The following is a 21,236-nucleotide window of genomic DNA, read 5'->3' on the forward strand; positions in this document are numbered from 1 at the left end:
CTTCCCGTCGTTGGGCGGCCGGGCCGGCGGGGGCGCGCGGTCTGGGCGCCCCTCCCCCCCCCCCCCCCCCCCCCCCCCCCCCCCCCCCCCCCCCCCCCCCCCCCCCCCCCCCCCCCCCCCCCCGCCGCCCTTCATCGCGGACCGGCAGAAGGATGACTTGCCCTGAAGGCCACCCTCGGGACGCTCACCGTCTCAAAGGTGACCTTCAGGGTGGCGGGCCGCGTGTCCTCGAGGTGGTCGTGAGTGGCGATTCGGGTTAGAACACGAATCGCCACTCACGAGTATTGCGTTGCGTTACGGCTGTCGCGCCGCAATTCACCCTCTGATGGTGAATTATGCCGCAGGTATCGTCGCTTAAAATTACGAACACTTGTTCGACATATTTCGGTATTATGGAGTCGTGCCCGAGACGACGATTCCCGAACTGCCGCAGGAGTTGTGGCGCGCAGGCAAGCAGGAGCTCGCCCACGGCGTGACGCAGCTGCTGCAGGTGATCCGGGCGGCCACGGCAGGGCTCGGGACCTACCTGGCGGAGGTCGAGTCACGGGGCGCGGAAGACCTCTACGGCTACAGCAGCGCCTCCCGCTGGTTCGCCGACGTCGCCCGGATTCCCCGGGGCGACGCACAGGACGCGGTAGACCGGGCGCTGGCGCTCAACCCCGTCGCCGTGGCCGGTGGCGAAGCGACGGTGTTCGCGCCCGCGACAGCCGCCGCGGCCGCGGACGGTGCACTCGGGGACCAGCACATCGACGCGATCCTGGACATCCTCCGGAGAATCCCGCCCGACGTGCCCGCCGACGAGCGCGACGGCGCGGAGAAGATCCTCGCGAACCTCGCCCGCGCCGCCGGACCGAAAGAGATCACCGAAGCCGGCGCAGACCTGCTCGCACACCTCGACCCCGACGGGAACGAACCCAAGGACGACCCAGAGCCCGATCCGCCGCGGCGCGAGGTGTTCGTGCAACGCCGCAAAGACGGCTTCTGGAAACTCTCCGGGCTACTCGACCCCGAGACCGGGGCCCGCACCGCCGCCGCACTGGACGCCCACGCCGCCCGGCGCCCGGTCGACGACTTCGGCCAAACCGACCACCGCACCATGCCGCAACGCTACGGCGACGCCTGGGCCGACCTGCTCGACCTCGCCATCGCCTGCCCGGATCAGCCCGGCACCACCGGCTACCGCACGATGGTGCACGTCACCGTCGCCCTCGACGCGTTGAAAACCGGGCTCGGGACCGCGTGCCTCGACTTCGTCGGCACCATCACCGCCCGCGAAGCACGCCTGATGGCCTGCGACTGCCTCGTGATCCCCGTCGTCCTCAACGCCGCCGGTGAACCCCTCGACGTCGGACGCCTGAGACGATTCGTCACCCCCGGCCAACGCCGCGCGTTGAACATCCGCGACGGAGGCTGCGCCTTCCCCGGGTGTCATCGGGCGCCGAAGCACTGTCACGCCCACCATATTCAGCACTGGGCCGACGGCGGGCCCACCGACCTGCGGAATCTGGTGCTGCTCTGCGGCTTCCACCACCGGCTCATCCACCACGACGACTGGCAAGTCCGGATCGCCGGAGACGGAATACCCGACTTCATCCCACCGCAATATTTGGACCCGCTACGACATCCACGACGCAACCTGCTCCACCGCATCGTCACCTAACCACCCACCACAGGCCGAGGAGCCCGCCAGCCACACCGGCGACGGGCCCCTCGCCATGCCCACACCCGGCAAACCAGCCGGCCAAGCGGGTCGTGGGGGGGTTTGGTGGGTTTAAATAATAAAAAACACCAACCACACCGGCCGCCCCCCCCCCACCGACCCCCACACGCCCCAACACACAAAATAAAGCTGCCCGGCGCGCCCGCCCGGCCCCCCGCCCCCCGCGCACCCCCTTTGGGGTGTGTTGGGGAGTTGTTTTAGTACGAGTTACCCACCCAACTCCCCCCCCCCCCCCCCCCGGCCGCCCCGCACCTCCGGTCACCGCACGTGAGCAAACCTCAAATGGAAACGACGGCCGGCGTGCCCCGGCTCCCGGTCATCTGCTCCAGCGCCCACGCCTGCCCGAACTCGGCCAGCGCGGGCCCCGACCAGTAGGCGGGAATCCTGATACCCGGCCACAGCGGCATTTTCGGCCCGTTCAGTGTTCCGTGGCTGACCTGCACCCGGACCGCGCCTTCCACCCAGGTGAAGACGAAATGGGCATACATGAACATCCATGCCTGCCTGCCCATCACGTCCCGTACGAGCACCGGCCCTTCGGATTGGTACGGCGCCGTGTAGATGATCTGTTTCCGGCCGTTGCGATAGCTGATCTCCTGCGCCGTGACACCGGGCGGAAGCATTGAGGGGAGCACCCGGTCAGTCCTCCACGATGGTGATCGTGCCGTGCCCGTCGCAACCGGCACAGCCTTTTCCGTCACAGTCACCGCATACTGAAGTAAGATAGTCCATAAGTCGAAACCCATTCGCGTCGAAAGCCCGGCAAGGGTCGCGAAATAGACCTCGGAAACAACCAAGGCCAAAGAAATTCCACGCCCTCAGGAAAAGTGTCCGAAGTACCCGCGCAGCCCCGTGAACACGAAACTCAAGTTAGCGAGCACTCCGGCACCCGGACAAGGCGAACGAAGCCAATCCAGTCCGACGGTCTACAAAGACACCGTTATTGCAACAATGCAACGCATTCGACGTGGTGCGTCATCGGGAAAGCGTCGAAAGCGCGCAAATCCACCAGACGGTAACCATGGTCCGCGAACAGGGCGATGTCCCTGGCCAGCGCCGCCGGGTCGCAGGCCACGTAGACGACCCGGTCCGGCGAACCCTCCACAATAGACTCGACGACGGCCTTGCCCGCACCCTTGCGCGGCGGGTCGAGGACGACGACGTCGACGGGTTTCGGGGCATCGGCCAGCAGGTGCTCGACGCGGCCGGAGCGCCAGCGGACCTGCGGGAGGTCGGCCAGGTTCTCCTCGCCGTCGCTGACGGCACGGCGGCCGGATTCGATGGCCAGGACACGGCCACGCGGGCCGACCTGCGAAGCGAGCACCGACGCGAAGAGACCGACACCGGCGTAGAGGTCCCACGCGACGCCGTCACGCGGCGCTTCGGCCCATTCCGCGACGACGGCGGCGAGCGTGTCCGCAGCGGCCGGGTGGACCTGCCAGAAACCGTGGGCGTCGAACCGCCAGTCGCGGCCGGCGGCGTGCTGCACGGCGAGACCTCCCGTCAGCTGCCGCGGCCGGGTCTTCCCGTGGACCGTCGAGAGGTCGCGCGTGTGCACCTGCCCCTCGCCGTCCTTGGTGACCTCGATTTCGCTGCCGGGCCGCCACTTCCGGGAAACGACGTCGTCGAGCGCGCCCGGGACGGTGATCGGGCAGTCGTCGATGGGGATAACGCGGTGGCTGTGGTGCGCCCGGAAACCCGCGCGGCCGTCCTTGCCCGCGACGAGCCGGACGCGGCTGCGCCAGTCCAGCGGGCCACCGTCGAGCGCCTCGACGACGACCTCGCGGTCGATCCCGGCCAGCCTCTTCAGCTGCTCCATGACCACCGCGGCCTTGAGTTCACGCTGGTATCCCGGCGCGGCGTGCTGCCAGTCGCAGCCGCCGCACTCCCCCGGCGCCGCGAGCGCGCACGGCGCCTCCACGCGTTCCGGGGACGCCTCCAGGACCTCGATCGCGTCGGCGCGGCAGAACGAGCCGCCCTTGTCCTCGGTGACCGAGGCCAGCACCCGCTCACCGGGCAGCGCGTGCCGCACGAAGACGACCCTGCCCTCGGTCCGCGCGACACAGTGCCCGCCGTGCGCGACCGCGCCGACCTCCAGCTCGATCGTCCGTCCGAGCCACGTACCGGTCGACGCGTCCACACTCATTCTGATTTTTCCTTGTCCTTCGTTTTTTCGGTTTGCTTGACCACCGGGGAGAACCCGCGGCGCACGTCGCCTGCCGCCGGACGTGCCTTCCGGTCACGTTTGATCGCCTTTTCCGACGATTCGAGCTGCCAGGGCACGCTGGTCACCATGACACCGGGCTGGAACAGGAGCCGTCCCTTGAGCCGCAACGCGCTCTGGTTGTGCAGGACCTGCTCCCACCAGTGCCCGACCACGTATTCGGGGATGAACACGGTCACCACGTTGCGCGGGTTGTCGCCGCGGACGCGCTTCACGTAGTCCAGCACGGGCTTCGTGATCTCGCGATACGGCGACTCGATCACCTTCAGCGGCACCTTGAAATTGTGGTCGTCCCATTCCTGGACGAGTTTGCGTGTCTCCATGTCGTCGACGTTCACGGTGACGGCTTCGAGCACGTCGGGCCGCACGGCCTTGGCGTAGGAAAGCGCGCGCAAGGTCGGCAGGTGCAGTTTCGAAATCAGCACGATCGCGTGGTTGCGGGAAGGCAATACGGCAGGCTTCCGCTCCATCTCGCGCAATTCCTCGGCGACCCGGTCGTAGTGCTTGCGGATCGCGGTCATCAGCGCGTAGATCGCCACCATGGCCGCGATGGCGATCCAGGCGCCGAGCAGGAACTTCGTGACCAGCACGATGACCAGCACGGTGCCGGTCATGGTGAGACCGATCGCGTTGACCGTCTGCGAGCGCCGCATCCGCCGCCGCACCGTCGGATCGGTTTCCCTGGCCAGCAGGCGATTCCAGTGCCGGATCATGCCCGCCTGGCTGATCGTGAAGGAGACGAAGACCCCCACGATGTAGAGCTGGATGAGCTTGGTGACCTCGGCGTCGAACGCGACGATCAGGACCAGCGCGAACGCGGCGAGGAACAGGATGCCGTTGGAGAAGGCCAGCCTGTCGCCCCGGGTGTGCAGCTGGCGCGGCAGGTAGCGATCCTGCGCGAGGATCGAGCCGAGCACCGGGAAGCCGTTGAACGCGGTGTTCGCGGCCAGCAGCAGGATGATCCCGGTGACGAAGGAGATGTAGTAGAAGCCCGGGGTGAAGTCGGCGAACACCGCGTGCGCGATCTGCGCGACGATCGTCTTCTGCTCGTACCCCGCCGGCGTGCCGGAAAGCTGGGTCTCCGGATGCTCGGCGAACTTGACCTCGGTGATGATCGCCAGCGTGATGATGCCGACCAGCATCGTGACCGCGAGCACGCCCATCATCAGCAGTGTGGTCGCCGCGTTCTTCGACTTCGGCTTCCGGAACGCCGGGACGCCGTTGCTGATGGCCTCGACCCCGGTCAGCGCGGCGGCGCCGGAGGAGAACGTCCTCAGCAACAGGAAGAAGAAGGCGAAACCGGTCAGGGACGCTTCTTCGTGCAATCCGAAATCGGCGCTCTCGGCGCGCATGTCGGCGCCCGAGACCGCCTCGATCAGGCCCCAGACGACCATGCCGAGAATGCCGAGAATGAATCCGTAGGTCGGGATCGCGAACGCTTTGCCCGATTCGCGCACCCCGCGCAGGTTCAGCGCGGTCAGGACGACCACGATGACGACCGCGGTGATCACCTTGTGCTGGGCCACCCATGGAATGGCGGAACCGATGTTCGCCACGCCGGACGACGTCGAGACAGCCACGGTGAGCACGTAATCGACCAGCAGCGCGCTGGCCACGGTGAGACCGAATTTTCCGCCGAGGTTGGTGTTGGCGACTTCGTAGTCACCGCCGCCGCTGGGATAGGCGTGCACGTTCTGCCGGTAGGACGCGACCACGACCAGCATGACGAGCGCGACGGCGACCCCGATCCAGGGCGCGAACGCGTACGCGGACAGCCCGGCGACGCTGAGGGTCAGAAAGATTTCCTCAGGCGCGTAGGCGACGCTCGACAACGCGTCGGACGCGAAAATCGGCAGCGCGATGCGCTTCGGCAGCAGCGTATGCGAGAGGCGGTCACTCCGGAATGGACGTCCGAGGACGAGCCGCTTCAATACGGTCGGGAACTTCGACACCGCAGAAGCCTAGCTGCGACGCGCAGCGTCCCCGTTGAGGGTGGCGGAGGGGAGGATGGTGGAGGTACTGGGCGACCTCCACGGTAGGTTCGGCGCTGGTATGTCCGGGTACCTGCGGACGGGTGAACGTCCGAAGACTAAGGAGGCAGGGCGTGCACGTGGTGATCATGGGATGCGGCCGGGTCGGCGCATCCCTGGCCGCGGCGCTGGGGCGGTTGGGGCACGACGTCGCTGTCATCGACAAGAGCAGGCAGGCGTTCCGGCGGCTCGGCAGTGACTTCCACGGTCAGCAGGTGGTCGGCGTCGGATTCGACCGGCAGGTGCTGATCGAGGCCGGGATCGAACGCGCGGGTGCTTTCGCGGCGGTGTCCAGCGGCGACAACTCCAACATCATCTCGGCGCGGGTGGCCAGGGAGAACTTCGGCATCGACAAGGTCGTCGCCAGGATCTACGACCACAAGCGCGCGGCGGTCTACGAACGGCTCGGCATCCCGACCGTGGCGACCGTGCCGTGGACGACCGACCGGTTCCTGCGCACCCTGCTGCCCGACGGCGTCGCCTCGGAGTGGCGGGACCCCTCGGGCAGTGTGGCGCTCCTGCAGCTCCCGCTGCACGAGGGCTGGGTCGGGCACAGCGTGCGCGACCTGCAGGACACCACCGGTGCGCGGGTCGCGTTCATCATGCGGTTCGGCACCGCCGTCCTGCCCGACATCAAGGCCGTGATCCAGGCGGACGACGTCGTGTACGTCGCCGCGAAGTCAGGCACCGTCAGCGACGTGACCAGCGTCGCCGCTCGCGAACCGGAAGAGGAGAACTGATGCGGGTCGCGATTGCCGGAGCCGGGGCGGTCGGCCGGTCGATCGCCGCGGAGCTGATCGACGGGCGCCACCAGGTGATGCTCATCGAACGCGAGGCCGACCAGTTCGAGCCGCACACCGTCGAGCAGGCCGACTGGGTCCTGGGCGACGCGTGCGAGGTGTCGATCCTGGAGGAGTCCGGGATCGAGCAGTGCGACGTCGTGATCGCCGCGACCGGCGACGACAAGGCGAACCTCGTGGTGTCGCTGCTGGCGAAGACCGAGTTCGCGGTGCGCCGGGTGGTGGCGCGGGTGAACAACCCGGCCAACGAATGGCTGTTCAACGACGCCTGGGGCGTCGATGTCGCCGTGTCGACCCCGCGGATGCTCGCGGCGATGGTCGAGGAGGCGGTGAGCGTCGGCGATCTGGTGCGGCTGATGACGTTCCGGCAGAGCCAGGCGAACCTCGTCGAACTCACCCTCCCGGAGGAGACCCCGCTGGCGGGCAAGGCGGTCAGCGAGATCAACCTGCCGCGCGACGCGGCGCTGGTGACGATCCTGCGCGGGGACCGGGTGATCGTGCCGCAGCCGGAGGACCCGCTGGAGCCGGGTGACGAGCTCTTGTTCGTGGCGACGTCGGACGTGGAGCCGGAGATCCGGACCGCTTTGGGGTACTAGAAAGCAGGGGTACTAGGCCGTGTCGGGCGCCTGCGCGTACTTCGCGCGCAGGCGCGCCTCGGCCTCTTCGTCGGTCTCCTCGGCCGGGGCCTCTTCGGCCAGCGCCTTGAGGTGCTTGTCCGACCGCCGCACCGCCCAGACGACGGCGAGCAGGCCGAGCGCGTACAGCGGGTACCCCATCGCGATCTTCGCGAAGGCCAGCCAGCCGGTGTAGTCCTCGTCGTACAGCCAGCGCTGCACGACGAACCGGGCGCCGAAGATCAGCGCCATGGCGCCGGTCGCGATCGAATAGGCGACCAGCGACTTCTTGTCCTTGCGCCAGGCGTGGCCGCCGCCGTTGAGCGCGTTCCACACGACCCCGGCGAGCGGCCAGCGCACGACGATCGACAGCACGAAGACCCCGAAGTAGACCAGGCTCGTCCAGATGCCGAACAGGAAGAAGCCCTTGGCCGAACCGGTCCGGTAGGCGATGAACGCCGCGATCGCCACGCCGAAGAACCCGGAGATGGCGGGCTGCAGCGGCTCCTTGCGCACGACCCGCAGCACGGTGATCGCCACCGCGCTGCCCACCGCGGCCCAGATGCCGACCGTCAGGCCGAAGATGGCGTTCGCGATGACGAACACGATGACCGGCAGCGAGGAATAGAACAGTCCCGACAGCCCACCCATCTGTTCCAGCAGGGTGGGCTGAGGCTTGTCGCCCTCGTCCGGTTCCCCGGTCTTCTTCTGCTCGCCGCCGGCTGGTTCAGTCACGATACGGGATCAACTCACAGGGCTCTGAAGTTCGTAATAAGGGTTGTAAAGCACCTTCTGACCATCACGTTCGGCCATCCGGCCGCGCACCTTGATGGTTCGCCCGGGTTCGATTCCGGGGATCCGGCGGCGTCCGAGCCAGATTAGCGTCACACCCTGGGTGCCGTCGAACAGCTCGGCCTGCAGTGTCGCCGCTTCGTTGGTCGGGCAGAGCTCCACGCTGCGGAGTCTGCCGAGCACCGTCACCTCTTCGCCCGACCGGCAGTCGCAGGCGCGCTGCGCCCCGCCGGCCTCGGATTTTTCGGACAGGTCGTCGGCGTCGAGATCCTCGACGTCGCTGGTCAGCTTGCGAACCAACCGGCTGAAGTAGCCGCCGTCTTTGGCGGGCATAACGGTGCTCCTGTGCTCCGGGGCCCCCGACTTGAACGGCCCGTGCGTAATCCAGCGTAACTGTGCTCGGACCAGGACAACCTGTTTGGGAGAAGATCGCAACGTGACCTCCGCTATTCCGCCTACGACGGCCGTAGTGCTCCCCGGCACCGGGTCCGACGAAGTGTTCGTGCGCAGCGTGTTCTCGGGCCCGCTGCGGGCACTCGGCATCCGGTTGCTCGCGCCCCCACCGCCGGCGGGGGACCGTCTCGCGGACGGCTATCTCGCGGAGTTGGACAGGCTGTCCGGCGAGCACGGCCCGCTGCTCGTCGGCGGCATCTCGTTCGGCGCGCATCTCTCGGCGGAGTGGGCGGTCCGCAATCCAGGCCGCTGCACCGGCCTGCTGGCCGCGCTCCCGGCCTGGAACGGTCCGGCCGGGCGAGCACCCGCGTCGCTCGCCGCGCGGCTGTCAGCGGATCTGGTGGCCGAAAACGGGGTCGACGGCGCGCTGGCGAAGTCGTCGGACGGCGTCCCGGACTGGCTCGCCACGGAACTCGGCCGCGCGTGGCGGCGGCACGGCGACGGACTGGCGGCGAGCCTGCGCACGGCCGCGTCCCATCCCGCCCCGGCACTCGAAGAGCTCAAGGGCCTCGACGTGCCCGCCGGGATCGGCACCTGTGTGGACGACCCGATCCACCCGGCGGAGGTCGCCCGCGCGTGGGCGGACGCCCTACCGCGCGCCGAAGTCGGCGAGTCAACCCTCACCGCCCTCGGCACCGACAGAGAATCCCTAGGCCACGCCACCATCCAAGCCTGGCTAGAAGCCCGATCCCACTAACCCCAGACACGACACCACACGCACCGGCCCCCACGCTGCCTCGACCAAACGATCTCCCCAAGGGCGCCCAGCGCGCGACAGACTAGCTCTGCTCGGCGATGTGTTGAGCGACCGCGTCGGGCAGGGTGATGGTCAGCGGGGTGCGGACCGGCATCGGCGCGTCTCCGCGGTCGACGATGGTGTGCCGCACGATCTCCCGCAGTACCGCGGGTGCCTGCGAGGCCTGTGACTGCGGCCCGGCGATGACGCCGCGGAGCATCCAGCGCGGGCCGTCGACGCCGACGAACCGCAGTGCGACGTCGCCGACGATCGCGGACAGTTCCAGTCCCCACTCCCCCATGCCGACGGAGACCTTGGCGCCGTCGGCCCGGAGCTGCTCGGTGAGCTCGGTGCTGACGTCCTTCCACAGGCCGCCGGATCGGGGTGCCGCGTAGCCGCTGACGGTGATCTGGCCCTGTTCGGTGACGACGTGTACCGCGCGGACGCCGCCGGTCTCCGGGTCCATCTCGACCTGGACCTGGGAACCGTCGGGTACCGGCACCTTCACCGAGCCGAGGTCGATCCGCGGGATGCCGTCCTCGGGGGCGTCGGCGAGGTCGAAGGGGCCGTCGGCGGTCTCCGACAGCTGCGGCTCGATCTCCTCGGCGTCGCCGCCGGGGCGCTCCTCGACCTCGGGCGCGGCGTGCCGTCCGCTCGGCTTGGCCTCGCGCTTGCGTCCGAAAATCCCCACTAGTTCTCCGTTCCTTCCCTGGCTCCGGCTCCCAGTGTGGCGTGTCCGCCCGTGGAGCCATACCCTCCCTCGCCGCGCTCGGACGACTCGAGTTCGGCGACCTCGACGAACTCGGCTTCCTCGACCCGTTGCACGACCAGCTGCGCGATCCGGTCGCCGCGGGTGAGCACGACCTTCCCGGAGAGATCATGGTTGATCAGGCAGACGCGGATCTCACCGCGGTACCCGGAGTCGATCGTGCCCGGGGTGTTGACGACCGAGAGGCCGACGCGGGCGGCGAGGCCGGAGCGCGGGTGGACGAAGCCCGCGTACCCGGGTGGGAGGGCGATCGCGACGCCCGTCCCGACCACGCCGCGCTCGCCGGGCGCGAGGACGAGATCCGAAGTGGTGACGAGGTCGGCGCCCGCGTCGCCGGGGCGCGCGTAGGCGGGGAGGGGGACCGAAGGATCGATCCGGGAAAGCAGTACCTGAACGGTGGACACGGGCGGCGAGACTACCCTGAACGCGTGGGTGAAAGCGTGAACGCGGCCGAAGGCGACGCCGTCAAGCATTCAGAGCGGCTCTACGTCCCGTGGTGGGGCTGGCCCTTGCCGCTGCTGGGCGGCGGGCTGCTGTCGGCGGAGATCGACATGGGTTATCCCGGGCTCCGCGGCTGGCTGCCGTACGTGGTGCTGATCCCCGCGGTGATCGCGCTGATGGTCTCGCTGGGCCGGTCGAAGGTGAAGGTGACCGGAGGGGCCGAGCCGGAACTGTGGCTGCGCGACGCGCACATTCCGGTGAAGTTCGTCGGTGACGTCGAGGTCATCGACAAGGAAGCGAAGCGCAAGGCGCTCGGCCGCGACGCCGATCCGGCCGCCTTCGTGCTGCACCGGGGCTGGGTCGGCCCGGTGGTGCGGGTCTGGCTCACCGACCCCGAAGACCCGACGCCCTACTGGCTGTTCAGCACCCGGCATCCGGAGAAGGTGGCCGCGCTGCTCCGGCAGCCCGCTTCGAAATCCTGAGCACGGGAAAGGGGGCCGGCCCGATGGCCGACCCCCTTATTCCTGTTTAGAACCCCGAAACCCCTGTCGCGCCGTCCCCTGTGCCCGTAGGCTCAGGCGCAGTCGCGGCAGATGAGCCGTCCGCCACTCTCCTCCGCCAGCCTGCTGCGGTGATGCACCAGGAAGCAGACGGAGCAGGTGAACTCGTCGGCCTGCTTGGGCACGACCTTCACGGTCAGGTCCTCACCGGAAAGTCCGGAGAGGTCCGCGCCCGGCAGTTCGAAGTTTTCGGCGGTCGCGTCCTCGTCGACGTCCACGACGCCGGACTGGTTTTCGTTACGCCGTGCCTTCAGCTCTTCCAACGAGTCTTCGGCCAGCTCGTCGGCTTCGCTGCGGCGCGGAGCGTCGTAGTCGGTCGCCATTAGTCCCTCACCCCTGCGATGCTTCGATGTCAGATGGCCCGGACTCGCGAGCGCGCGGCTCGTGAGTCCTTCGTGCCGCTGGTTAACGTCCCAGCGCCCCTGTTTGTGCCCGGCCGGGCAGTGAGCGAGGTCTCTCTTTTGTGCCTCTTACTGTCGCCTGAGCCCGCGAAGGGTAGCTCACGCCGATACCGGCTCTGCAACGAGTCAGACATTGCTGTGATTACGTCACCCAACAGGGGGAACCTGTCCTTCAAGACGTTCGTCGTCCGAATGGGTTGCCCCCGCGTCGGGTACCTCACCCCATGGGCCCGGCCGCTTGCCCGGAGTGGCCATAACGTGGTGCTATCCGGAGGCCCGCGCCGATCACCTCCGCCGCAACGCATAGGCTGATCGGACACGATGGTGAGATAAAGCACCGTCCGGGGATCCGGGCTTTGGGGAAGGGACTGGCAGGTGGCGTCGGGGAACGGCATCGGGGACCGCGGGGCGAGGCCGTATCGCAAGCACAAGCCGCTGCCCGCGCTCATCGTGATCGGGGTGCTGGCGCTCGGCGCGGTCATCGTCTGGGTGAACGTCGTGGCGGGCGGCGCGGACGTCGACGCCAGGGTCCGGTGTGATCCACCGCCCCTCCCGCAGCAGGGCGTCACCTACACCTCACTGGCGCACAACGGGCTCGACGACCGCGCGCCGGTACCGCCGGACAAGGTCGCCGTCCAGGTGCTCAACGGCTCGCAGGTCCGCGGCCAGGGCGGCATCGCCACCAACACGCTCCGGGAACTGGGCTTCTCCAAGATCCTCGAGCCCGCCAGCGACCCGGCCTACAAAGACGCCGAAGCCAAGTGCCGCGGCCAGATCCGCTTCGGCGAGAACGGTGCGGCCGCGGCCCGCACGCTCAGCCTGGTGATCCCGTGCGCCGAACTGGTCAAGGACAACCGCAAGGACGCGTCGGTCACGCTCACCACCGGCACCCTGCTCGGCGACATCCGCCCGAAGACGGAGGCCCGCAAGGTCCTCGACCAGCTCACGCAGTGGTCGAAGGCGCAGCAGGGCAGCGGCGGCGGCGAACAGTCCGCGGGCGGCGGTGCCCCGGTCATCGACCAGGCGCTGCTGAAGGCCGCCCGCGAAACCCCCTGCTGACCTTCCTTCCCTGCCTCAGATCGAGCCCGCACCCGAGTCGATCAGCGCCTGACGCAACGGGGCCGCGATCGACGCCGCCGCGGCGAACGTCGCGTCCGGTCCCAGCTTGGTGTCCTCCCCCGGCAGCGACACCAGGGCCCCCGCCTCGGCGGCGATGAGCGCCCCGGCGGCCCAGTCCCACTGCCCGAGGCCGTGTTCGACGTAGGCGTCCAGCCAGCCCGCCGCGACCGCGCACAGGTCGAGCGAGGCGGCGCCGTTGCGCCGGATGTCCCGCACCCTGGTCGCCAGTCCGGCGACGAACCCGGCCTGCTTCGCCCGCCGTTCGACCTTGTAGGCGAACCCGGTGCCGACGAGCGTCAAATCCAGCCGAGAAGGGGCGTTGACCGACAGCGGCCGCCCGTCGAGGAACGCGCCCTGCCCGCGCGCGGCGGTCCAGCGGCGCCCGCTGACCGGTTCGACGACGGCGCCCGCCACCGACACCCCGCCGACCTGCGCGGCCACCGACACGGCGAACCACGGCAGCCCGTAGAGGAAGTTCACCGTCCCGTCGATCGGGTCGACCACCCAGGTCACCCCGTCGCCGGCGGTCCCGCCGCCCTCCTCGCCGAGCACGGCGTCGTCCGGGCGCAGTTCGGCGAGCCGGGCACGCACCAGCCGTTCCGACTCGTGGTCCACCGCGGTCACCACGTCGGTGTCTGCGGATTTGGTGTCCACCCGCACCTCGCGGCCCGCGTTCATCCCGGTCCAGGCCTCGTGGACCAGTTCGGCGGCCTCGCCCGCGACACGCTCGGCGACACCCTTCAGCAACGTCTCGTCAACTCCCACGTCCGCCATGTCACCACATCCGGTTAAAGTCTCCGAGGCAGGCTTCTGAATCGTGCGAGAAGGGACCACGTCCGTGGTGGAGGCGACCCGAGGTTTCGGTATCGACATCGGCGGCAGCGGGATCAAGGGCGCGCTGGTCGACTTGGCGGAAGGGCAGCTGATCGGCGACCGGATCCGCATCGACACGCCGAAGCCGTCGACGCCCGAGGCGGTGGCGGACGTCGTCGCGGAGATCACCGCTCAGGCGGACTGGGACGGCCCAGTGGGTGTCACGCTGCCCGCGGTGGTCAAGAAGGGCGTCGCGCACACCGCGGCCAACATCGACCGCAAGTGGATCGGCACCGACGCCGACGCCCTGTTCGCCAAGCGGCTCGGCCGCGGCGTGGACGACGTCGCGATGCTCAACGACGCGGACGCGGCCGGAATGGCCGAGATCCGCTGGGGCGACCCGATCGCGCGGCGCGGCGTGACGGCGCTGCTGACCTTCGGCACCGGCATCGGCAGCGCGGTCTTCCAGGACGGCAAGCTCGTGCCCAACACGGAGTTCGGCCACATCGAGGTCGACGGCTTCGACGCGGAGAAGAAGGCCGCGGCGTCGGTGAAGGACACCGAGGAACTGTCGTATCCCGAATGGGCGGAACGGGTGAACAGGTATCTCTCCGTGCTGGAAAACCTGATCTGGCCGGATCTGTTCATCGTCGGCGGCGGGGTCAGCAAGAAGTCGCACAAGTGGGTGCCACTGCTGGACATCCGCACCCCGGTGATCGTCGCTTCCTTGCAGAACAACGCGGGCATCGTCGGCGCGGCGGCGGCCGCGGCCGAGGGCATCGAGCACTGACTCGACCGTGCTGACATCCGCGCCATGGATGTCACTTCGGCGGGTCGGACGGCGTGTCGCGCCCGCCGGTTGGTGGTCCACGCCGCGACGCTGTCACGTATCGTCGTTACAATGGAACACGGCCCACGGCGGCGGCACCCACGAGAACGAGGGAAACCGCAGGCCGAGGGATGTTCCCCGAAGTTTGAGGCAGCCGAGACCATCACGCCTCGGCTCGTCATGTTCGACCGCTGCGAAAGGGCGTAAGTGGCAGCCGCAAGAACCGCAACCCGAAGCGGGACGAAGACAGCGACCGCAACCGGCGAGCCGGCCGACGAGGCAGCCACCGGCGAGGCGAAGCCCGCTGCGCGCAAGACCGCCGCCAAGGCGGCAGGCGCGAAGAAGGCCCCGGCGAAGAAGGCTCCGGCCAAGAAACCCACCACCAAGGGTGCCAAGACCGAAGACGGCGAACCGGAAGACGGTCCGGGCGAGCTCGACGAAGCCGACCTCGAAACCCCGGATCTGTCGGACCTCGAAGAGGTCGAGGTCGACGTCGTCGACGCGACGGTCACCGAGGAGACGGAAGAGGACGCGGAGTCCGAGGAGGACGTCGAAGAGACGCCCCCTCGCGGGCGCCGCACTTCGACCGACAAGAACGCCGGAAAGACCTCCGACAACCCGGACTTCGTCTGGGACGAGGAAGAGTCCGAGGCGCTGCGCCAGGCCCGCAAGGACGCCGAGCTCACCGCTTCGGCCGACTCGGTCCGCGCTTACCTCAAGCAGATCGGCAAGGTCGCCCTGCTGAACGCCGAGGAGGAGGTGGAGCTCGCCAAGCGCATCGAGGCCGGGCTCTACGCCGCCGAGCGCGTCCGCAACGCCGAGGAGGAGGGCGAGAAACTCGTCACCCAGATGCGGCGCGACCTCAAGTGGATCGTGCGTGACGGTGAGCGGGCGAAGAACCACCTCCTGGAGGCGAACCTCCGGCTCGTGGTCTCGCTGGCCAAGCGCTACACGGGCCGTGGCATGGCGTTCCTGGACCTGATCCAGGAAGGCAACCTCGGTCTGATCCGCGCGGTCGAGAAGTTCGACTACACCAAGGGCTACAAGTTCTCCACGTACGCCACCTGGTGGATCCGTCAGGCGATCACCCGCGCGATGGCCGACCAGGCCCGCACCATCCGTATCCCGGTGCACATGGTCGAGGTCATCAACAAGCTCGGCCGTATACAGCGTGAGCTGTTGCAGGACCTCGGCCGCGAGCCCACTCCCGAAGAGCTCGCGAAGGAAATGGACATCTCCCCGGAGAAGGTCCTCGAGATCCAGCAGTACGCCCGCGAGCCGATCTCGCTCGACCAGACCATCGGCGACGAGGGCGACTCGCAGCTCGGTGACTTCATCGAGGACTCCGAGGCCGTCGTCGCGGTCGACGCGGTGTCGTTCACGCTGCTGCAGGACCAGCTCCAGTCGGTGCTGCAGACGCTGTCCGAGCGTGAGGCGGGGGTGGTGCGGCTGCGGTTCGGCCTCACCGACGGCCAGCCGCGCACGCTCGACGAGATCGGCCAGGTGTACGGGGTGACCCGTGAGCGCATCCGGCAGATCGAGTCGAAGACGATGTCGAAGCTGCGTCACCCGTCGCGTTCGCAGGTGCTGCGCGACTACCTGGACTGATCCCAGGCTCACGGAAGACCCCGTCACCGTTTTTCGGTGGCGGGGTTTTTCGCGTCCGGTGTCGATTCGCGGCCCGCCCGTTCGACGCATGGGTATGACGAACCCTCACGCGACCGAGAACCTCGACCGCTACGGCTCCGCGGAACTGCCGTGGAGCCGCCCGCGCGACATCCTCGCCGAGGACACTCCCACCGCCGATCTGACCTTCTTCGTGACGACAGTGCGGCCCGACGGCCGGCCGCACTCGGCGGGGGTCGGAGCGGTCTGGGTGGACGACGCCCTCTACTTCAAGGGCGGGCCGGGCACCCGCCGATCCCGCAACCTGGCCGTGAACCCGGCGTGCGCCGTTTCGGTGCGCCTGCGGGGTATCGACCTCACACTGGAGGGCGAGGCGCATCGGGTCACCGACCCGGCGACGCTGGAGCGGGTGGCGGCGGTCTATCGGACCGGCGGCTGGCCCGCTTCGGTGGCGGGCGACGCGCTCACGGCCCCGTTCAGCGCGCCCAGCGCGGGGCCGCCGCCCTGGCATCTGTACCGCCTCACCCTGCGGCGCGCCATCGGCGTGGCGAGCGCCGAACCGCACGGCGCCACCCGCTGGGACTTCACCTCCTGAACCCGTGACTCGCGTGATCAGAGACGGGACTCGCGTGTTTGGAAACGGAACTCACGTGATTGGAGGGCGAACTCGGGGGTGCGGCAGCCAGTCACGCGAGTTCCGGCTCTAATCACGCGAGTTCCGGCTCTGATCACGCGAGTTCCGGCTCTGATCACGCGCGGCCGGTCAGTGCCGTCCACGGCACGTGCACGGTCACCCGTTCCCGGAGCTGCTCGTTCATCAGCCACAGCTCCCCTGTCGCCGGCCAGTACGACAGGTTCTGCGAGTTCACCGGCGCCTTGCCGCTCAGCCGCGACGTCGAAGTGCCGCCGACCCCGCCGTGCAGGCACGACGGATGGTCGCCCGGCACTCCGGCGTACTCGGGACACACCCCGGTCATCAGGAAGTACCCGTTGCGCGCCACCGTTCCCTGCATGCCCCACACCGGCGACACGAATCCTTCCTTCGCGTGTACGGTGCCGTCGGCCGAGGTCTTCGGCAGGCCGGTCGCGCGGTCGAACGGCCACCGCAGCACCCGGCTCCCGGCCGCGTTGGACAGGTGTTCGGAGGTCACGATCGAGCTGTCACCGTGGTCGAAGGACATCGTCGAGAGACAGGGCCGCGGTCCGGGCGCGTTGGTGCAGGTGCCGCCGCCGGGATACCAGTACGCGCCGATCTGCGGCATCGCGTAGTCGTAGAACGCCGCGTGGTACTTGCCGTCCGGGCCCTTCCCGACGACGCCGGAGCTGTCGTCGACCTTCCAGAAGTGGGTGGTGTCGAAGACCCGCACCAGTCCCCCGGTGGTCGCGACGAACAACCGGTTCCCGATCCAGGTCATCCCGTGCCCGTGGCCCTGCACGACGGCGAAGTTGTCGTTCGACGTCGGTTCGACGAGCAGCACGTGCCGATATCCCAGCCCGGTGGCGTCCACAAAGGACAGCCGGACCATGGTGTCGCCGGGGGTGTGCCAGGACGTCGCCACGACCCGTTTGCCGCCGACCTTCCCGGTCGCCGCGTCGGCGTCGCCGGAACCGGTCAGTCCTTGGGGGATCCAGTCGTTGGTCTTGTCGTCTCCGGCGTCTTCCCAGCAGAATCCCGCCGGTTTCAGCTCTGCCGCGAGGTACGTGCCGTGGCACAGCGGCCGCGCCTTCCGGTTCGCCGACGACAGGATCTCCGGCAGGCCCCGCGCCGGGAGTTGCTTCTCCAGCGCGGCGATCCGCGTGCCGTAAGAGTCGAAGGTCGTCCCGGACGTCCAGCGGAAGCCGTCGACCGTGGCCGCGTCCATCCGGGGGAAGGCGGCCGCGGCGGAGGCGACCCCGGGGATGAGCGAGAACACCAGCAGAAGTGAAGCGAGCAGTCCCAGCCTCTTCATGCCGCGAGCCTCCCGGCCGCGCGCATACTTTCGATACAAACCGCTTCAGGACACGGAAACCCCGCGCTCGGCCAACGATTCCTCGACGCGCAGCCGTTCGATGCCGCGGTCGAAGCCCTCCGGCAGTTCGCCCAGCCGGTGCTCGACTTCGACCTCCCGGCAGGCCTGGACGAGCAGCGCGTCGTACGCCTGCCTGGTGCCGTACCGGCGGACGGCGGAAGCCCCGGAAGGAAGCTCCGCCAGCAGCCGATGCACCCGGCGGAGGTCGGCGGCGAGCTTCTCGATGGGCGGCCCGGCCGGGACTTCCGGTTCGCGCCGGACGCGCCACCGGCGCAGGACGACGGGCACTTTCAGCGCGCACCAGAAAAGCACCGACGGCGCCACGGCGACAGCGGTGTACAGCGCGACAGGCCCGATGGCCACGGCTCAGGGTAACCCCCGAGCGGAGCACCGGAGAAGCCGCGAATCCGGGCTATATTCGCGGCTGTGCTGACCGAGAGCTATCGCTACCCGGACACCGGCGACCACGTCACCGGGATGTTCATCCGACGGCACGAGCCCTACGACGGCTACTGGACCGCCAGCGAGGACCGCGCGCTCGGGAAGGTCGCCGGACACCTCACCGCGAGCCTCGGCCGCCGCGAAGAGGTCAAGGCGCTCGACGCCGGCTGCGGGGAAGGCCGCCTCCTCCCCTGGCTCGCCCGGTTCTCCGCCGACGTCACCGCCGCCGATCCCGACCCGGACAGGCTGGCGAAGGCCCGCGAGACCGTCGTCGAGGACACCGAGTTCTCCTTCGCCGTCTCGCCGATCACCGAACTGGACGGCGGCCCGTACGACCTCGTGGTGTGCAGCCACGTCATCCAGCACGTGCCGACGCCGGACGTCGCGCCGATCCTGCGGCGGCTGGCCGGGATCACCGCACCCGGCGGCACCCTGGTGCTGGCCTACAGCCGGTCGCCGGTCGGGCGGGGCGCGTTCAGCCTCGACAGCGTCGAAGCCGGCGACGAGGTCCGCTCCCGCCGCGTGTCGCGCGAAGAGTTCGACAAGGCGTTGCGTGACGGCAGCGGCCCGGCGCTCCCGGTCCGCTACCTCGACCCCGCGGAGGTCGCCGCCGAAGCCACCGAAGCGGGCTGGCGCACCGACTGGGAGTGGACCTACCACGTCCTCGACGATCTCGGTCCCGCCGACGAGCACATCGACCGCGACGAACTGGTCAACGCCTCCGGACCGCTGCGCCGCCACCTCGGCCGGGACCTGATCACCCTGCTGCGCCGCGAACACGCATGACAGCGGCGCTCCTCACCTTCGCCTGGGCGGTCCCGCTGTCCGAACAGGAGGCGGGGAAGGTGCTGGACGGCGGCCGGGATCGCGGCCTGCTGGCCCACCTCGACGGGAAACTCGGCGACGAGTGGGCAGCCGCGGAGAACTTCCTCGCCAGCTACACGACCCCGCCGCGACGCCGGGCGCTGCGCAAACGCACCGGCGGCTCCCGGCTGTCGATCCGCGTCGGCGCGGCCAGCCTGCCGTGCGAACTCGTCGTCACCTGGCATCCGGCCTATCACGCGATGACGCTGGTCCTCGCCACCACGATCACCGGGACGGCGGCGGACGGGCCTGCCGCCGAATTCGATCTCGCCATCGCCGTCCTGCAGAGCCTTCAGGGCCGCGAAACGGTGAACGGGGCGAACGGCCTGCACGGCGGCTACGGCGAGAAGTCCTTCCCCTCGCTCCTCAAAGCCGTCACCCACATCTTCGAGGACCTGACCAAGGGCTGCGGCCTGACCGAAGGGCTCGGCCGCAAGGGCTGGTGCGTCGAACTGCGGTCCCACGACGGACATCCGCCCGCCCAGCGGGTCGCCGCCGATCCCCGGCCGTTCTACGGGCTGGCGACCAGCGACGAGGGCTGGCGGTTCGTGCCCCGCGAGGTCGCCAGGGAGGCGCTCGGCCCGTCATGGGGCACCCGCTCGTTCGTCGCCGCCTACACGATGGCGGGCGGGATCGTCTGCCTCAACAGCAAGGATTCCGACTACGTCGAGCATCAGGACGAGCTGATGCGCGGCCCGTTCGGCGCGGCCGAACCGTACTTCGGCATCGACAGCGACGTCGGCGGGCTCGACCACGGGATGCTCTTCATCCTCGAACGGGTCCTGATCCGGATGGCGCTGGCCGACCAGTGGCTGCGCACCGCTCAGCGGGAAATGCGGGCGCTGCGGGACAAGAAGAAGTCGCCGAGCCGCACCCGGCTGCTCCGGGGCTCGCTCGACGACATCCTCGAAATGCTGCATTCGGTGCTCCCGCCCGAGATCGACTCACTGGAGCGGCGCCTGGTCACCAGCATGGGCGTGGAGCGGATCATCGCCCAGCTCGACCGCCAGGCCGAGGCGATGGACGAGGAGACCCGGTACTCCTACGAGAACACGGTGAGCGCGCGGGTCACGCGGCTCACCGTGGTGACCGTCGTGCTGACGGTCGTCACCATCGTCCTCGGGGTCCTGCAGGTGCTCGTGTCACTCTGAGCGGCGGCGTTGCTTGCGGGCGCGTTCGGCGAACAGCAGCCCGACGCCGGCGGCCACCATCAGCGCGCTCGCCACCACGTGCATCCCCGGCGGGAGCAGGTGGAGTTGCACGAACCAGCTCGGTTCGGTGCTGCCCAGCAGCCGGTTGATCAGGCCGCCCCCGCCCTGCACCACCAGGAGGATCCCCAGCAGTTCGATCATCGTCGCGCCCCTTCCGAAACCCGGTCGTCGTTCTTGGAGAGCTCCTGCCACAGCGGTCCGGTGGCGAACCAGATGGCCGTCACGACCCCCATCCTCGGCAGCCAGTCCCACAGCGGCGCGACCTGCTCGGTGTCGCCGACCATGAAGATCAGCAGGAGCAGCACGCCCGAGGCGAGCCCGCAGGCCAGCACGCATTTGAACCAGTCACGCCATTCGGCGCGCAGCTTCGCCCGGCCCCTCGGCTTGGGCGCCGGCGGCGGCCCGCCCGCGAACCGGTGGGCGAAACGCACGTCCGCCCACTTGATCATCGAGTGGCCGAACACCACGCTGAAGCCCAGGTACACCGCGGCGAGGCCGTGCACGAAGTTCGCCGTGGCGCCGTTGCGCAGGTCGATGACCGTCGCGACCAGCACGACCAGGTCGATCACCGGGGTCAGGAGCAGCAGTGCGACGCTGGTCCGCTTCAGCTTGAGCAGGTAGCGGGCCACCAGGCCGGCGACGATGGCGACCCAGAAGCCGATCTCCCCTCCGGCGACCACGGCCGCCATGGGGTTGTCCGCGATGAAGTCCCAGATCTTGTTCACGGGACAAGCCTCTCCGAACACACCGGCCGCCCGCGTCGGCGTAGGGATCGACACCACCG

The 21,236-nt window shown here is 69.1% G+C and carries 24 protein-coding genes; 11 read left to right on the forward strand and 13 right to left on the reverse strand.

All coding sequences use genetic code 11. The annotated features are described in order from the left end of the window. Positions 1 to 400: 400 nt before the first annotated feature. Entirely contained in the window at positions 401 to 1,660 is a 1,260-nt protein-coding gene (locus ACZ6YV_RS18320; protein WP_465510732.1) for an HNH endonuclease signature motif containing protein, read from the forward strand. A 338-nt stretch (positions 1,661 to 1,998) separates the two neighbouring features. On the opposite strand, the gene ACZ6YV_RS18325 is transcribed toward ACZ6YV_RS18320, so the two are convergent. From ACZ6YV_RS18325 to ACZ6YV_RS18335, 3 genes are all read right to left on the reverse strand, one after another. Further along, positions 1,999 to 2,343: a hypothetical protein gene (locus tag ACZ6YV_RS18325; RefSeq protein WP_465510733.1), complete on the reverse strand. Its 345-nt coding sequence runs from the start codon at positions 2,341 to 2,343 to the stop codon at positions 1,999 to 2,001. A gap of 317 nt (positions 2,344 to 2,660) precedes the next feature. Further along, positions 2,661 to 3,866 (reverse strand): class I SAM-dependent RNA methyltransferase, encoded by a 1,206-nt coding sequence (locus ACZ6YV_RS18330; RefSeq protein ID WP_465510734.1) that lies wholly within the window; start codon positions 3,864 to 3,866, stop codon positions 2,661 to 2,663. Continuing rightward, positions 3,863 to 5,896, reverse strand: a complete 2,034-nt coding sequence (locus ACZ6YV_RS18335; RefSeq protein ID WP_465510735.1) for an APC family permease — start codon at positions 5,894 to 5,896, stop codon at positions 3,863 to 3,865. The genes ACZ6YV_RS18330 and ACZ6YV_RS18335 overlap by 4 nt, the downstream gene beginning before the upstream one ends. A gap of 152 nt (positions 5,897 to 6,048) precedes the next feature. Between ACZ6YV_RS18335 and ACZ6YV_RS18340 the strand changes: the two genes are divergently transcribed. Together ACZ6YV_RS18340 and ACZ6YV_RS18345 are read left to right on the forward strand one after the other, a co-directional pair. Then, the gene (locus ACZ6YV_RS18340; protein WP_465510736.1) at positions 6,049 to 6,714 is read left to right on the forward strand and encodes a potassium channel family protein; all 666 of its coding nucleotides are present in this window, start codon (positions 6,049 to 6,051) and stop codon (positions 6,712 to 6,714) included. Then, a complete protein-coding gene (locus tag ACZ6YV_RS18345; RefSeq protein WP_007033567.1) occupies positions 6,714 to 7,370 on the forward strand; it encodes a potassium channel family protein in 657 nt (218 codons plus the stop codon). The genes ACZ6YV_RS18340 and ACZ6YV_RS18345 overlap by 1 nt, the downstream gene beginning before the upstream one ends. 12 nt (positions 7,371 to 7,382) lie before the next feature. Here ACZ6YV_RS18345 and ACZ6YV_RS18350 read toward each other — a convergent pair whose 3' ends face one another. After that, a complete protein-coding gene (locus ACZ6YV_RS18350) occupies positions 7,383 to 8,123 on the reverse strand; it encodes a DUF3159 domain-containing protein (protein WP_465510737.1) in 741 nt (246 codons plus the stop codon). Positions 8,124 to 8,132: 9 nt separating this feature from the next. Beyond that, on the reverse strand, positions 8,133 to 8,513 hold the full coding sequence (locus ACZ6YV_RS18355; protein WP_020637383.1) for an OB-fold nucleic acid binding domain-containing protein: 381 nt from the start codon (positions 8,511 to 8,513) through the stop codon (positions 8,133 to 8,135). 103 nt (positions 8,514 to 8,616) lie between these two features. Between ACZ6YV_RS18355 and ACZ6YV_RS18360 the strand changes: the two genes are divergently transcribed. Next, complete coding sequence (locus ACZ6YV_RS18360) at positions 8,617 to 9,330, forward strand: alpha/beta fold hydrolase (RefSeq protein ID WP_465510738.1); 714 nt, start codon at positions 8,617 to 8,619, stop codon at positions 9,328 to 9,330. 82 nt (positions 9,331 to 9,412) lie between these two features. Here ACZ6YV_RS18360 and ACZ6YV_RS18365 read toward each other — a convergent pair whose 3' ends face one another. Further along, complete coding sequence (locus ACZ6YV_RS18365; RefSeq protein ID WP_465510739.1) at positions 9,413 to 10,060, reverse strand: DUF3710 domain-containing protein; 648 nt, start codon at positions 10,058 to 10,060, stop codon at positions 9,413 to 9,415. Next, entirely contained in the window at positions 10,060 to 10,542 is a 483-nt protein-coding gene (dut, locus tag ACZ6YV_RS18370; protein WP_378237646.1) for a dUTP diphosphatase, read from the reverse strand. Before dut ends, ACZ6YV_RS18365 begins: the two co-directional genes overlap by 1 nt. 24 nt (positions 10,543 to 10,566) lie before the next feature. On the opposite strand from dut, the gene ACZ6YV_RS18375 reads away from it, so the two are divergent. After that, positions 10,567 to 11,061 carry a DUF3093 domain-containing protein gene (locus ACZ6YV_RS18375; protein WP_465510740.1) on the forward strand — a complete coding sequence of 165 codons (495 nt, stop codon included), beginning with the start codon at positions 10,567 to 10,569 and terminating at the stop codon, positions 11,059 to 11,061. 92 nt (positions 11,062 to 11,153) lie between these two features. Here ACZ6YV_RS18375 and ACZ6YV_RS18380 read toward each other — a convergent pair whose 3' ends face one another. Then, on the reverse strand, positions 11,154 to 11,462 hold the full coding sequence (locus ACZ6YV_RS18380) for a DUF4193 domain-containing protein (protein WP_005164528.1): 309 nt from the start codon (positions 11,460 to 11,462) through the stop codon (positions 11,154 to 11,156). Positions 11,463 to 11,915: 453 nt separating this feature from the next. Between ACZ6YV_RS18380 and cei the strand changes: the two genes are divergently transcribed. Then, positions 11,916 to 12,599: an envelope integrity protein Cei gene (gene cei, locus ACZ6YV_RS18385; protein WP_378237643.1), complete on the forward strand. Its 684-nt coding sequence runs from the start codon at positions 11,916 to 11,918 to the stop codon at positions 12,597 to 12,599. 15 nt (positions 12,600 to 12,614) lie between these two features. On the opposite strand, the gene ACZ6YV_RS18390 is transcribed toward cei, so the two are convergent. Next, positions 12,615 to 13,433 carry an inositol monophosphatase family protein gene (locus ACZ6YV_RS18390; protein ID WP_465510741.1) on the reverse strand — a complete coding sequence of 273 codons (819 nt, stop codon included), beginning with the start codon at positions 13,431 to 13,433 and terminating at the stop codon, positions 12,615 to 12,617. Positions 13,434 to 13,500: 67 nt separating this feature from the next. Between ACZ6YV_RS18390 and ppgK the strand changes: the two genes are divergently transcribed. The 3 genes from ppgK (at position 13,501) to ACZ6YV_RS18405 (ending at position 16,522) form a co-directional block, all read left to right on the forward strand. After that, positions 13,501 to 14,262, forward strand: a complete 762-nt coding sequence (ppgK, locus tag ACZ6YV_RS18395; protein WP_465511017.1) for a polyphosphate--glucose phosphotransferase — start codon at positions 13,501 to 13,503, stop codon at positions 14,260 to 14,262. A 246-nt stretch (positions 14,263 to 14,508) separates the two neighbouring features. Beyond that, positions 14,509 to 15,909: an RNA polymerase sigma factor gene (locus tag ACZ6YV_RS18400; RefSeq protein WP_101606600.1), complete on the forward strand. Its 1,401-nt coding sequence runs from the start codon at positions 14,509 to 14,511 to the stop codon at positions 15,907 to 15,909. A 94-nt stretch (positions 15,910 to 16,003) separates the two neighbouring features. Next, positions 16,004 to 16,522, forward strand: a complete 519-nt coding sequence (locus ACZ6YV_RS18405) for a pyridoxamine 5'-phosphate oxidase family protein (protein ID WP_465510742.1) — start codon at positions 16,004 to 16,006, stop codon at positions 16,520 to 16,522. Between the two features lie 154 nt (positions 16,523 to 16,676). On the opposite strand, the gene ACZ6YV_RS18410 is transcribed toward ACZ6YV_RS18405, so the two are convergent. After that, complete coding sequence (locus ACZ6YV_RS18410; RefSeq protein WP_465510743.1) at positions 16,677 to 17,876, reverse strand: hypothetical protein; 1,200 nt, start codon at positions 17,874 to 17,876, stop codon at positions 16,677 to 16,679. Between the two features lie 45 nt (positions 17,877 to 17,921). Then, positions 17,922 to 18,299, reverse strand: a complete 378-nt coding sequence (locus ACZ6YV_RS18415; RefSeq protein ID WP_465510744.1) for a hypothetical protein — start codon at positions 18,297 to 18,299, stop codon at positions 17,922 to 17,924. Between the two features lie 63 nt (positions 18,300 to 18,362). Here ACZ6YV_RS18415 and ACZ6YV_RS18420 point away from each other — a divergent pair, with 63 nt between their 5' ends. Together ACZ6YV_RS18420 and ACZ6YV_RS18425 are read left to right on the forward strand one after the other, a co-directional pair. Continuing rightward, positions 18,363 to 19,163, forward strand: a complete 801-nt coding sequence (locus ACZ6YV_RS18420) for a class I SAM-dependent methyltransferase (RefSeq protein WP_465510745.1) — start codon at positions 18,363 to 18,365, stop codon at positions 19,161 to 19,163. Further along, positions 19,160 to 20,392 (forward strand): hypothetical protein, encoded by a 1,233-nt coding sequence (locus ACZ6YV_RS18425; protein WP_465510746.1) that lies wholly within the window; start codon positions 19,160 to 19,162, stop codon positions 20,390 to 20,392. The genes ACZ6YV_RS18420 and ACZ6YV_RS18425 overlap by 4 nt, the downstream gene beginning before the upstream one ends. Here ACZ6YV_RS18425 and ACZ6YV_RS18430 read toward each other — a convergent pair. Continuing rightward, positions 20,384 to 20,593, reverse strand: coding sequence for a hypothetical protein (locus tag ACZ6YV_RS18430; protein ID WP_378237636.1), 210 nt, complete (start codon positions 20,591 to 20,593; stop codon positions 20,384 to 20,386). The genes ACZ6YV_RS18425 and ACZ6YV_RS18430 overlap by 9 nt on opposite strands. After that, positions 20,590 to 21,177 carry a hypothetical protein gene (locus ACZ6YV_RS18435; RefSeq protein WP_465510747.1) on the reverse strand — a complete coding sequence of 196 codons (588 nt, stop codon included), beginning with the start codon at positions 21,175 to 21,177 and terminating at the stop codon, positions 20,590 to 20,592. The genes ACZ6YV_RS18430 and ACZ6YV_RS18435 overlap by 4 nt, the downstream gene beginning before the upstream one ends. Between the last annotated feature and the right edge of the window lie 59 nt (positions 21,178 to 21,236).

This window comes from Amycolatopsis sp. NPDC102522, assembly GCF_055584485.1.

What these genes read in the sequence shown, in the direction of transcription:
- ACZ6YV_RS18325 (WP_465510733.1), bottom strand. Translation starts at nt 2,343, where the DNA reads ATGCTTCCGCCCGGTGTCACGGCGCAGGAGATCAGCTATCGCAACGGC.
- ACZ6YV_RS18330 (WP_465510734.1), bottom strand. Translation starts at nt 3,866, where the DNA reads ATGAGTGTGGACGCGTCGACCGGTACGTGGCTCGGACGGACGATCGAG.
- ACZ6YV_RS18345 (WP_007033567.1), top strand. Translation starts at nt 6,714, where the DNA reads ATGCGGGTCGCGATTGCCGGAGCCGGGGCGGTCGGCCGGTCGATCGCC.
- ACZ6YV_RS18355 (WP_020637383.1), bottom strand. Translation starts at nt 8,513, where the DNA reads ATGCCCGCCAAAGACGGCGGCTACTTCAGCCGGTTGGTTCGCAAGCTG.
- ACZ6YV_RS18380 (WP_005164528.1), bottom strand. Translation starts at nt 11,462, where the DNA reads ATGGCGACCGACTACGACGCTCCGCGCCGCAGCGAAGCCGACGAGCTG.
- ACZ6YV_RS18390 (WP_465510741.1), bottom strand. Translation starts at nt 13,433, where the DNA reads ATGGCGGACGTGGGAGTTGACGAGACGTTGCTGAAGGGTGTCGCCGAG.
- ACZ6YV_RS18405 (WP_465510742.1), top strand. Translation starts at nt 16,004, where the DNA reads ATGACGAACCCTCACGCGACCGAGAACCTCGACCGCTACGGCTCCGCG.
- ACZ6YV_RS18410 (WP_465510743.1), bottom strand. Translation starts at nt 17,876, where the DNA reads ATGAAGAGGCTGGGACTGCTCGCTTCACTTCTGCTGGTGTTCTCGCTC.
- ACZ6YV_RS18425 (WP_465510746.1), top strand. Translation starts at nt 19,160, where the DNA reads ATGACAGCGGCGCTCCTCACCTTCGCCTGGGCGGTCCCGCTGTCCGAA.
- ACZ6YV_RS18430 (WP_378237636.1), bottom strand. Translation starts at nt 20,593, where the DNA reads ATGATCGAACTGCTGGGGATCCTCCTGGTGGTGCAGGGCGGGGGCGGC.